Consider the following 11,561-nt stretch of genomic DNA (forward strand, 5'->3'; position numbering starts at 1 on the left):
ACACGACTCTCGGACGATGAGTGGACTCGAACCCGTACCGGCCGCCCGAGCGGGCGGGGAAGGAAATCGCGCGTCAGGCACGCGGTGTCGATTCCGACCGACTCGGGCTTGAGGACTGGGTTTGCAGGACGGCAGCAGCGCCGCAGACCAACACAGCATTCTGACATGTTGGGGTATTCCGGAGCTGCTTCCGCTCTGGAGACATCGCTGCTACTCGTCAAGTGTTACGCATGGCCTTCGTGTCGCGGGTCACACCGCTCGGCGCCCGCGACCCGGGGCCGGCTTCCATCATCGCGCACTCGCGCCGAAGTTGGTTGGCATGGGCAGGACATATCGGCGTGGCGTGCGTCCGGAGGGCCGGGCAGGCGGGTGTGCGACCCGGCACGGAAGGGCCCTCCGACCGCGCCGTGGGGTGCAGCCGGAGGGCCATGGGTTCGCCGGGGTCGCTCGGTCGCCAGGTGGGGCGGCTCAGTGCTCCCGGGGGGCCGGGACGGACGGCTCGATCTCCGGGTGGACGGTGAGCAGCGCCCGCATCGCGACCTCGCCGGCCGTGCCGTCGCCGGTGCCGAGCGCGTCGACCAGCCGGGCGTGCAGGCTGACCGAGGCCTCGGAGGGCCGCTCGCAGGAGGTGGCCGGACCGCCGGACACCTGGAGCGCACCGGAGACGATCCCGGAGAGGTGCTCCAGCATCCGGTTGCCGGCCATCTGCAGGACGAGGGCGTGCAGCTCGGCGTCGGCCCGCGAGAAGGTGGACAGGTCGGCCTGGGCGGAGGCGTGGCCCATGATCTCGATCAGCTCGACCAGCCGCTGCTGGACGTCCTCCCGGCCGTGGCCGGCCGCGAGCCGGGCCGCCAGCGGCTCGATCGCCCAGCGGAGCTCGAACAGCTCCCGGCGCTGCTCGTCGCGCTGCGGGCCGAAGGCGCGCCACTCGATGATGTCCGGGTCGAGCAGGTTCCAGTCGCCGACCGGGCGAACCCGGGTGCCGACGTTCGGCCGGGCACTGACCAGGCCCTTGGCCTCCAGCACGCGCAGCGACTCGCGGACCACGGTGCGGGAGACCTCGAACCGCTGGCCGATCTCCTCGGGGACGAGCGGGCGGTCGGCACCGAGGTCACCCGAGACGATCATCTGACCGAGCTGCTGCACCAGCTGGCCGTGCAGACCGCGGCCGCGGCTGCTGGTGGTCTTGCGACCGACCCGGGCCAGGTCCGACTCGGCGCCCTCCCAGCGGGGCGCCGGCGGGATCGGCCGGTCGGCGTACGAGAAGCGGTCCAGGTCGCCGGAGCCGGGGATGGCGCCGTCGGCGGAACGGGCGGGGGTCATGGTGGGGTGCGCAAGGGTACTCACAGGTCCTTTGTCGGCGATCGGCGGGCCCAGCTTGAGGATTCTCGTGAAAAGCACACGAAAGGGTGATCGACCGTGACTGGATAATTGACTTCTTATCAGGAAGAACCGCTCATTACGGTCACAGCTGGTCGATCTTGGCAGACCGTCAGCAACGGCCCCGCCCCGGCGGGGCGGCCGGGGCGGGACGTTCCGGGGGGCTCAGAGCGCGCGGCGACGCGCCTGGACCAGGAGGGCGGCGAGCAGAAGCACCGCCGCGGGCGCCGCCACCGCCGCCAGCAGCGCGGGATCGGTCAGTGCCGACCCGCCCGCCGCAACCCGGCGGTCCCCGCCGTACACCCATCCGTACGCCCACTCGATGCCGGACTGGAACGGCAGCAGCTCCGCCGCACGGGTCGGCCAGGCCGTCCCCGTCTGCCGCAGCAGCAGCGCCACCGCGGACTCCAGCAGCGGCGGCAGCGCGCAGAGCAGCAGGACACCGGCGGCGGCGCTGCGGGTCAGCGAGGCCGTCAGCACGCCCGTCCAGCCCGCCACGACCACCAGTCCGACGAAGGCCAGCAGGGCGGCCGGCACCCCGTGACCGGCCACGAGCGCCGCCGGGGCCAGCGCGCCCGGGAGATCGGCGAACCCGGTCAGGCCCGCCGAGGAGAACGCCGCGGACACCCGGTCCGAGAGCGCCGCCGGGTCCGACCAGGCGGCCACCGCCACCCCCGTCGGCAGGGCGAGGTGCACGGCCACCACGTCGACCAGCAGCGTGGCCAGCGCCAGCAGCCCCGCCACCGGGGCGATCACCGCCAGCTTGGCCAGCAGCAGCCGCACCCGGCGCAGGTACGACACCTGCGAGGCGGGCAGCCCCGGGTGGCGCACCTCGTGCCCGTACGAGAGCGCGCCCAGCACACCGGCGCCGAGTGCCGCGAACGGCAGCGGGATCAGCGGGACGGTCGCCGTGAGCAGCCGGACGCCGGCCGGGCCGGCCAGCGCACTCGCCGGCGCCTGCGCGGCCAGCACGGCGGCCACGACGGCGTCGCAGACCAGCACCGTGGCGAGGAGCAACCAGGTGGAACGGAGGCCGCGCAGCCGGCGCAGCTCGTAGGCCAGGGCACGCACGGTTCACTCGCTCCGGTGGTCGGGGATGGGCGTGGGGGTGGGGGTGGGGGTGGGGGTGGAGGTGGGTTCGGACGTGGGGGTGGGGGTGTGTTCGGACGTGGGTTCGGGCGTGGGGTCGGGCGTGCGCGTGGGGGCGGAGGTGCGGGCGGGGGCGGTTGCCGGGTCCAGGCGGCCGAGGCGGATGGTGTCGGCGGTCAGCAGGTCCCCTGCGGCAGCGGACTCCTCGCACCGGTCGCGGGGATCGGTGCCGGCCTGGCCGCTGCCGCCCGACCGGACCAGCCCGCTGAGGCCGTCTCGGAAGAGACGGTCCACCCCGACGGTCGGGGACGGCTCCAGAAGGTCGGCCAGGTCGCCCAGGTCGTCCTGGCCTGGCGTTTCGGGCCCGGTGAGCGGGGTGGTCCGGGTCGTCCGGGTCGTCCGGTCCACCACCGACAGCGCGGTCGCGGCGGAGGCGCTGTCGGGGCTGCCGGCGGGGGTGGCCGAGCCGGGGGTGGCCGGGCCGGGGGTGGCCGGGCCGGGGGTGGCGGGCAGTGCGAGGGCGGGGAGCGCGAGGCCGGCCGGTGTCTCGGCGCTGGGCTGGGGCACCTGGGCCTGCCCGGCCCGCCGCTCCGGTTCCGGCACCGGCCCGGACTCCGGGTCCACGGTCGCCGGCCGCATCGCCCGGGTGGCCGCCGCCTGACCCGCCGCCTGACCCGCCATCTGCTCGTCGGCCGACCGGCGGGCCTTCACCGGCCGCCTCCTGGCCGGACGGTCGGGCACGGAATCGGCCGGAGGCCGGCCGTCCGCTCCCTGGACGTGGAGGTGACCGGAGCGGCCCGAGGCCACGGGCAGCGTGGCGCGGGGAGCGGGCTGCTCCACCACCCGGTCGGCGAGTTCGTGCAGCAGGATGCCGTGCTGGTAGGCGAGTTCACCGATCTCGGTACGGCCGATCCCCGACACCGCGAGGCCCGCCCCGCCGTCCCGTCTCACCTGCGCGCCCTGGCCGGCCAGGAGATCGGCGAGACGGGCCATCTGCGGCCCGCGCACCGCCACCTCGGGGCTGAGCCGGGTCCGGCGGAACTCCGTCACCGGCTGGTCGGCCACCATCCGGCCCTGGTCGAGTGTGATCACCCGGTCCGCGAGCTGGGCGGCCTCCTGCGGGGTGCGGGTGGTCACCAGGACCGTCCCGCCCGCCACGCCGAACGAGCGCAGGAAGGAGTGGAACCACTCCACGTTGCGCGGCGACAGGCCCTCGGTGGGAGCGTCGAGGAGAAGGGTCCCCGGGTCTCCGAGCAAGGCGGTGGCGAGCGCCAGCCGACGGTGCATGCCGGGCGAGAAGGTGCGCAGCCGCTGCCCGGCGACGGGGGCGAGCCGGGTCTGCTCCAGCAGCTCGTCGGCCCGCCGGGCGGGGGCTCCGACGGCCGCCGCCAGCATCCGCAGGTGGCTGTGCGCCTTTCGGCCTGGGTGCCCCGCGACGGCCCCCTCGGCTCCGCCCGGACCGGGCAGCAGCACGCCGACCTCGCGCTCGGGGCGCCGCAGTCGGCGGTAGGTGCGGCCGCCGAAGAGCGTGACACCCCGGCCGCGTTCGAGTTCGAGCATCAGCCGCAGCGCGGTGGACTTGCCGGCGTCCTCGGGGCCGAGCAACGCCGTCACCACTCCCGGGCGGGCGTCGAAGGTCAGATCGAGCACCGCTGGCGGCCCGCCTCTGCGGTAGACCTTGGTCAGTCCGGTGATCTGGATCATCGCTGGCTGCTCCCATGCCCTCGGCCGACCTGCGTCCCTGCGCGACGCGGGGCCGTGCCCGCGCGACCCCGCGCAGCACATTAGGGGGCCACCATGGCGATTCCGGGCATTACGGGAGCGGCGCGGGCCCGAGGGCCGCACACCTCACCCGATCAGGGGACAATCCGATCCTGCGACGGGCCGTCGGCCGACGGGGGAAAGACCCCCTGAACCGTCTCGCCGCCCCGCTCAGGAGTCCGGGCGCAGCATCGGCGGGTTGAGCACGGTTGCCCCGCCGGCGGTGAACAGCTGGGCCGGGCGGCCACCCTGACGTGTCGTCGTGCCGCCGGAGGGCAGCAGGAAGCCGGGGGTGCCGGTGACCTTGCGATGGAAGTTCCGGGGGTCCAGCACCACGCCCCACACGGCCTCGTAGACGCGGCGCAGCTCGCCGACAGTGAACTCCGGCGAGCAGAAGGCGGTGGCCAGCGAGGAGTACTCGATCTTGGAACGGGCGCGCTCGACGCCGTCGGCAAGGATCAGCCCGTGGTCGAAGGCGAGCGGGACCTCGTCCGCAGGGCTCTTTCCGAGCAGTTCGGTGACGGGGGCCCAGCGGGCGCTGCTGGCGTCGCCGCCGGCGCGCGGGGTCGGCAGGTCCGGGGCCAGGACCAGGTACGCGACGCTGACCACCCGCATCCGGGGGTCACGCTGCGGGTGACCGTAGGTCGCGAGCTGCTCCAGGTGGGCGCCGGCCGTGCCGGGGGTCGCCGCGTCGTGACCGGGGGCGGAGTAGGCACGCAGGCCGGTCTCCTCGGCCAGCTCCCGGGAGGCCGCCTCGGCCAGGCCCTCGTCCGGGCGGACGAAGCCACCGGGCAGCGCCCAGTAGCCCTGGAAGGGGGGCTCGCCCCGTCGGACCAGCAAGGCACACAGCGCGTGGTCCCGCACCGTCAGCACCACCAGGTCAACCGTGACAGCGAACGGGGGGAAGGCCGACGGGTCATAACGCGACATGGCGACGATCATAGTCGTCTCTCTGACGATAAGCACAGGCCCGTGCACGGACCGTGCCGTGACCGCGCGCCGGGTGGACCGGGGCGGGACCAGGCGGGACCGCGGGACCTGCCCCGGGCCGGGGCGGGTCCGGACCTGGCGGGCCCAGCAGCCGGCCGAGGCGGGTCCGGTGGCCGGCCGAGGTGCCTCGGGGGCGGGTCCCGGCCGGGACCCGCCCCCGCCCGCACGGGCCAGGCCGCGGGCCAGGCCGAGACCGGCCTGGCAGCCGCCCGCCACGGGTGCCGCCCGCATGGTGGCGGTGGCGTCAGCGGGCGACCAGTTGCAGCTCCGCGGACGCCTCCTCGACCATCGCCACGCCGATCCGGCTCACCCGGACCGAGAACGGCTCACCCGCGACGCGCAGGCCGGTCAGCTGCAGCTCGCCGAGCGGCGCCGTGCTGGCCGGGCGGACCAGCACCCGCCCGCCCGGGACGTCCGGACGGACCCCGGCGAGTGCGAACACCGCGTGCACCGCGCCGGCCGCCGAGACCGCCGCGGGGCGGCAGGCCGCCGGGTGCGGCACCGGCGGGCAACCGGGCGTTCGCTGCTCCCCCGCGTACATCTCCGGCAGCCGCCCCTCGAAGTGGGCGGCTGCACCGAGCAGGCCCTCCAGCAGCGCCCCGGCCTCGTTCTCGTGGCCGGCCTCGGCCAGCCCGGCGATCGCGAGGGCGGTGTCGTGAACGCGCACCGCTCCGCTGCGGTGGCCGAGCGGGTTGAACCGGGACGACTTGGCGCTGAGGGTGCGCAGGCCCCAGCCGCTGTCCAGCTCGGGCGCGGCCAGGCGCTGGGCGAGCAGCCTGGTCTGCTCGCGCTCCAGCAGGCTCTCGTGCCGCCCGCCCTCGGCGGAGAGCCCCGGGTCGAGCAGGTGGACGAGGGAGGAGGCGACCGCGGGCAGTGGCTGGCCGCCCGGCCCGAGGCTGGCCGCCGGGCGCCCGCCGGAGAGGTCGTCGATCCAGAACCGGTCGCGGAAGCGTCCTCGCAGTGCGGCCGCCCAGCTGTGCCACTCCTCGGCGCCGGGACGGCCGAAGGCCTCCAGGAGGTCGGCGCCGTGCAGGGCGGCCCGGTGCGCCTGGGCCTGGACCTCGGCCCGGGCCGCCACGGGGTGGGCGGCGCGGTCCTCGACCGGGCGGCTCAGGTCGGTGACGAAGCCGTCGACCAGGCCGTCACGGAGGGCGCCGAGCGCGCGCTCGGCGGCCGGGAGCAGCTCGGCGACCTCCTGCCGGGGCATGCCCCAGCGCCAGGCCTCGGCAAGCACGGTGATGAAGAGAAGCGTCGCCTCGGTGGCGGTGCAGACGGGCGGCAGCTCGGGCCCGCCGTGCCGCAGGGCGCCGGGAAGCAGGCCTTCGGGGCGGCGGCCGGGCTGCCCCGGACCGCCATGGCCGCCCGACCCCTGCGCCGCTCCTGCCTGGCCGGTGGCGGGGCCGAGCTGCTGACGGCGGGCCAGCGCCCGGAGGGTGCCGGCGGCCAGCCGGGTGCCGAGCGGGAGGATCATCCGGGCCGTCCACAGCGCGTCGGCCGGGGCGAGCCCGAACCTCCAGGGCGCTCCGGAGGCCGGGTAGAGGTCGGTCGGGCGGTCCGGGTCCGCGAACAGCAGGCCCCCAAGGGCGTCCAGGGATCGCGGTACCAGCAGCTCGACCCGGGGGTCGTCGCTCCGGATCTCCGGTTCCGCCCAGGGCAGCGGGACCCCGGTGCCGCGCCCGCCCGGTGGCCGGGGGCCTGGGGTGGTGCTCTCCAGCTCGGTGCGCAGCTCGACCGACCAACGGGCGCCGGGCTGCACTTCGAGGTCCCAGCGCAGTACGCCGGCGCCGGCCAGGACGGCGTGCGGCGACGGCTTGGCGCTGACGACGGCGCTGTGGGTGGGGCCCGCCCAGCGCAGCCCGGCGGACTGCACCTGGCCCGGCAGGTCCGGCGACCGGTGTCCGGCGGCGATCTCGCCGACCGGGCCGAGGTCCGTGCCGAGCGCGATCTCCAGCGGCAGCCGGGCGGGCCGGCTGCCCGTGTTGCGGACGGTGACGGTCTCGACGCCGTCGGCGTGCCGCAGCCGCTCGACGGTGAGCGCCGGGTCGGGGTCGGGGTCGCCGGGGATCCGGACCGCGCCGAGGAAACGGGCCTGCGCCGCCGTGGTCAGCGTCCCCTGGAGGGGCAGCGGCTCCATGCCGCCGATCCGCAGCTCCATCCGGGCCAGCACCCGGACGCCGGAGCGGTAGAAACCGTGGAGACCGTGGCCGCGCAACTGCCCGTCCGGCCCGGAGGCTGCCATCGCGGGCGCGTTGACGCAGAGCACCGAGTGGTGGACGGCGGCGGGCTGCGGACGCGGTGGCGCCGAGGCCCGGGCCTGGCCGGCGGGCGCGCCCGCAGGGACCTGGTCGGTACGGCCGGCGGGTCTCGGCGCGCCGGCCACGCTCTCGGCCGGCACGGCCTGTGACGGCCTCGCCTGTGGTGGCCTCATGGCGGTCACCGGACTCTCCTCCCCTCGGCGGTCCGGTGGCCGGTCAGGCCGGTGGGCCGCGAGCATGCTCGATCGCGTGCTGTGGTGCCTGGCCGACGGGGTTTCCCGTCGGCGCGTGCCGTGCCTGGCCGTACCCGGCGCCGGGTCGTGCCATGCGGCGCGCGGCACCGCTCCGGTACCGGCCCCGCCTCGCCCCGGGCACCCCGTGGTGCCCGCGCGTCGTCTTGTCCGGCGGCCGGCGGTGCCGGTGACGCCCTGTCCCGCCCGGCGCCCCGGACCGGCTGGTGCCCCGGACCGGCCGGTCCGGGCGACGGGGCACGCCGCTTCCTCCGTATGCCGGCCCGCCCGGGCGGCCGTCGGCGCTTTGACGGACCCGGCTCCGGGCCCGCCGCGGCTCGGTCCGTCTCCGGACCCGGAGGCCTTCCGAGCGAAGTGCTCCCGGGGTGAACGCCACCGACCGGTCTCAGGTAACGCCCGGCGCGCCGGTTCGGCGCTCCCGACCGTGGTTCCGGGTGGTCGTCCCGGTGCTGCCACGGCGTCGTTCGGGCGTCGTTCCGGTCGGACACGACCGCCGGGGTCGCAGTGCACGGCCCGCGGACGGCGCAGCAGGCGGGTGGCCGAGGACGGCAACCACCGAACCGGTGCCCGAACGCCGTCAGGATACGGTGCGGGGGTCGCGGCGCCCGCACCGGCAACACCGTGGACGGCGACACGACCGCTGTGACCTGCACATACCGAGGAGTTGTATGTCCACCGCCAGCCGGCTGCCCGGGATCGTCACGACCGACCACGTCTTCCAGCTGCCCCTCGACCACGCTGCCCCGCAGGGCGAGCAGATCGAGGTGTACGCCCGCGAGGTGGTGGCCCCGGGCCGCGAGAGGGACGACCTGCCCTGGCTGCTGTTCCTCCAGGGCGGGCCCGGCGGCAAGGCCGGACGCCCGCTCGGCCGCGACGGCTGGCTCGAGCGCGCCCTCGACGACTACCGGGTGCTCCTGCTCGACCAGCGCGGCACCGGGCGGTCCACGCCCGCGAACCGGCAGACCCTCGCCCGGCGCGGCGGCGCCCGGCAGCAGGCGGACTACCTGGCGCACTTCCGCGCCGACTCGATCGTGCGGGACGCCGAGCTGATCCGCCGCCGGCTGCTCGGCGACGACCGGCGCTGGAGCGTGCTCGGGCAGAGCTTCGGCGGCTTCTGCACCCTCACCTACCTCTCGATCGCACCCGAAGGCCTGCACGAGGCGTTCGTCACCGGTGGCCTGGCCGGCCTGCACAGCTCGGCCGACGACGTCTACCGGGCCGCGTACCCCCGGGTCGTCGGCAAGAACGAGGGGCACTACGCCCGCTTCCCGCAGGACGTCGAGGCGGTGCGGCGGATCGCCGCGCACCTGGCCGCCTCGCCCGCGACGCTGCCCGGTGGCGGGCTCCTCACCGTCCAGGCGTTCCAGGCCCTCGGGATGATGCTGGGCGGCGGCAGCGGCTCCGGCAGCCTGCACTACCTCCTGGAGGAGGCATGGGTGGAGGGGACGGCCGGGCCCGAGCTGTCCGACACGTTCCTGGCCGGCGTGCAGGCCAAGCTCTCCTTCGCCGAGGGGCCGCTGTACGCCGTGCTGCACGAGTCGATCTACGGGCAGCGGTCGGTCGACCCGGCCGGGACCGCGTGGTCGGCCGAGCGCGTCCGCAAGGAGTTCCCGGAGTTCGACGCCCTGGCTTCGCTGGAGTCCGGGGCGCCGGTGCTGTTCACCGGGGAGATGATCTACCCCTGGATGTTCGACACCGACCCGGCGCTGCGGCCGCTGAAGGAGACCGCCGAGTTGCTCGCCGCCCGCACCGACTGGGCCGACCTGTACGACCCGGCGCGGCTGGCCGCCAACGAGGTGCCGGTGGTCGCGGCGGTCTACCACGACGACATGTACGTCGACACCGCCGACTCGCTGGCGACCGCCCTCGCCGTGCGCGGCCTGCGGACGTGGATCACCAACGAATGGGAGCACGACGGCCTGCGGGTGAGCGGCGGCAAGGTGCTCGACCGCCTGCTCGCGATGGCCCACGGCGAGGCGTAGCCGGCCGGGACGTGACCGGCCCGGTCGTGGCCTGCCGGCACGCCGCGGATCTCCGTGCACCAGCGCGGAGCGGACGGCGGCGCGGAGTCGGCCGGTGGCCTTCTCCGGGCCTCCGCCGGCCGGGCGGGACCGTTGCCCCGCCCGGTCGACAGGCAGGCGCGGCAGGAGGAACCCGCCGCCGACGGTGTCACTCCGCATGCCGCGATCCGATCGCCGGGCCCCGGACGCCCCGGCACCGGCCGCGTCGGCCGATCGGACCGGCCGGTGCGGCGGGCGCCCAGGGCGACGCGCGGCCCAGCCGCAGCTTGCGCGCGGCGCGCGGCTGCGCGGACGGCCGGCACCCGGCAGGGCGGTCCGCCCGCTGTCGCAGCTGTGCGACCGGGCCGTCGGGCGGGCCCTCCGCCTGGTCCACCAACCCGTGCGACGGCACGGTGTCCGAGGCCGCGGAGGCAGCGGACCCGGACGGACCTCGGCGGGCCCGCCGGCGTCGGGACTTCGAGGGGGCGGGATCGCGCGGTTCGTCGGGGCCCCGGCCCGGACCTCGGTCCGAGCCCTCGTCCGGGCCCTGGTCCTGGCCCCGATCCGGCTCGCCCGGCGGGCCGCCCCGGGGCTCGTGCTCCGCACCGCGAGCCGCCCCGGGCACCCGGCGGGCTGCCGCCTCCTCCGCCGCCCCGGTACGGCGACGCCGCTCGGCATCCGCCCTCGCCAGCAGCGAGTCCGGGGAGAGACCGCCGTTCAGCGACTCGTAGAGCAGCTGGGCCAGCAGGTAGGAGGGGTTGAGGCGCAGCGCGTGGGCGAGCACGACCCGGGCCGTCGCGCTGTCCCCCGCGACCCAGGACACCCAGGCCAGCAGGGTGAGCGGGGGCGGGGCGTAGCCCGTGTAGGGCGGCACGCAGCGCCGGGCAAGGAAGCGCCAGAGCCGCTGGGCGGGGGCGAGCTCGGCGGGCCGGGCGTACTCGGCGGCGCGGTCCCGGGTGCGCCGGTCCTGGAGCGCGACGAGCAGCTGTGCCGTCCGGTGTTCGTCGAGCTCGCGGGCGCCGGCCATGAACTCGGCGACGGCCCGGTCGAGCAGCTCGGTGCCCTGTTCCAGGGAGAGCACCGGCCCGAGCCCGGCTCCCCTGCCGTCCGTGGCCCGGGCGAGCGCCAGGCGCTGCGCGTCAGCACCGGGCGGGCCGATCGGCGCCAGCCCGGCGACGATCGCCTTGCGGCTGCCGCGCGGCGCGAGACCGGCGAAGGTGGCCGCCACCGCCGCCGCTCCGGGGCCGGGCGCGTGCCGGATCGGATGACCCGCCGGATCGCAGCACCCCTCGCGGCGGCAGAGGAAGGACCACCAGCGCCCGGCGGAGACGCAGAGCGACTCCTTCACCGGTACTCCCCTGCTCTCGAAGGCCGCCCGCAGCTCCGCGGCGAGCGGTCCGAGCCCGTCGAGCACGGGCGGGCCGTGCTCGCCGACGGGGTCCTGGCAGAGGTAGAGGAGCACCTGGGCCGGGCGGCGGTCCCGCTGCTCGGACAAGCCGACGAGCAGGGCGGCCGTCTCGTCGGCGGCGGCCGCCCACTGCGCCGGCGACTCCGGGATGTCCAGCCGGATCACCCCGCCCTGGTGGAGCTCCGGCCCCTGGAGACCGACGGCGACGATGCTGTCGTCGGGGAAGAAGCCGAGCAGGTAGGGCAGCAGCTCGGCCATGTCGGCCGGGCCCCGCATGGTGACCGGCCGGGATCCCGAGGAATGGCCGAAGGGAAGCGTGATGCGTTCGTTGTTCATGGCCGGAAGATTGCCGCAATTCGCGAACGCCTCCGGATTCTTCTTTTTTCCTGTGGATAAACCCCGCCTGTGGATAAAACGTCCCCCGTTC

7 protein-coding genes are annotated in these 11,561 nt (G+C 76.2%); 1 reads left to right on the forward strand and 6 read right to left on the reverse strand.

The annotated features are described in order from the left end of the window. Positions 1-468: 468 nt before the first annotated feature. The 5 genes from C2142_RS12330 to C2142_RS12350 all read right to left on the reverse strand — a co-directional run bounded on the left by C2142_RS12330 (position 469) and on the right by C2142_RS12350 (position 7,648). Positions 469-1,401 carry a FadR/GntR family transcriptional regulator gene (locus C2142_RS12330; RefSeq protein WP_148642687.1) on the reverse strand — a complete coding sequence of 311 codons (933 nt, stop codon included), beginning with the start codon at positions 1,399-1,401 and terminating at the stop codon, positions 469-471. 144 nt (positions 1,402-1,545) lie between these two features. Continuing rightward, positions 1,546-2,451, reverse strand: coding sequence for a hypothetical protein (locus tag C2142_RS12335; protein WP_148642688.1), 906 nt, complete (start codon positions 2,449-2,451; stop codon positions 1,546-1,548). Between the two features lie 3 nt (positions 2,452-2,454). Beyond that, positions 2,455-4,173, reverse strand: coding sequence for an ATP-binding cassette domain-containing protein (locus C2142_RS12340; protein WP_162002459.1), 1,719 nt, complete (start codon positions 4,171-4,173; stop codon positions 2,455-2,457). A 228-nt stretch (positions 4,174-4,401) separates the two neighbouring features. Next, positions 4,402-5,160: an NUDIX domain-containing protein gene (locus C2142_RS12345; protein WP_148642690.1), complete on the reverse strand. Its 759-nt coding sequence runs from the start codon at positions 5,158-5,160 to the stop codon at positions 4,402-4,404. A gap of 304 nt (positions 5,161-5,464) precedes the next feature. Further along, positions 5,465-7,648 carry a glycogen debranching N-terminal domain-containing protein gene (locus C2142_RS12350; protein ID WP_148644733.1) on the reverse strand — a complete coding sequence of 728 codons (2,184 nt, stop codon included), beginning with the start codon at positions 7,646-7,648 and terminating at the stop codon, positions 5,465-5,467. Positions 7,649-8,394: 746 nt separating this feature from the next. Between C2142_RS12350 and C2142_RS12355 the strand changes: the two genes are divergently transcribed. Next, positions 8,395-9,708 (forward strand): alpha/beta fold hydrolase, encoded by a 1,314-nt coding sequence (locus C2142_RS12355; protein WP_148642691.1) that lies wholly within the window; start codon positions 8,395-8,397, stop codon positions 9,706-9,708. Positions 9,709-9,895: 187 nt separating this feature from the next. Here the strand turns inward: C2142_RS12355 and C2142_RS12360 are convergent, their stop codons facing one another. After that, positions 9,896-11,470, reverse strand: a complete 1,575-nt coding sequence (locus C2142_RS12360) for a DUF4192 domain-containing protein (protein WP_148642692.1) — start codon at positions 11,468-11,470, stop codon at positions 9,896-9,898. Between the last annotated feature and the right edge of the window lie 91 nt (positions 11,471-11,561).

The organism is Streptomyces sp. CB01881 (assembly GCF_002953255.1).
Lineage (GTDB): Bacteria > Actinomycetota > Actinomycetes > Streptomycetales > Streptomycetaceae > Kitasatospora.

Excerpts from the sequence above, each read along its gene's own strand:
- C2142_RS12340 (WP_162002459.1), bottom strand. The coding sequence starts at position 4,173 with ATGATCCAGATCACCGGACTGACCAAGGTCTACCGCAGAGGCGGGCCG.
- C2142_RS12345 (WP_148642690.1), bottom strand. The coding sequence starts at position 5,160 with ATGTCGCGTTATGACCCGTCGGCCTTCCCCCCGTTCGCTGTCACGGTT.
- C2142_RS12350 (WP_148644733.1), bottom strand. The coding sequence starts at position 7,648 with ATGAGGCCACCACAGGCGAGGCCGTCACAGGCCGTGCCGGCCGAGAGC.
- C2142_RS12355 (WP_148642691.1), top strand. The coding sequence starts at position 8,395 with ATGTCCACCGCCAGCCGGCTGCCCGGGATCGTCACGACCGACCACGTC.
- C2142_RS12360 (WP_148642692.1), bottom strand. The coding sequence starts at position 11,470 with ATGAACAACGAACGCATCACGCTTCCCTTCGGCCATTCCTCGGGATCC.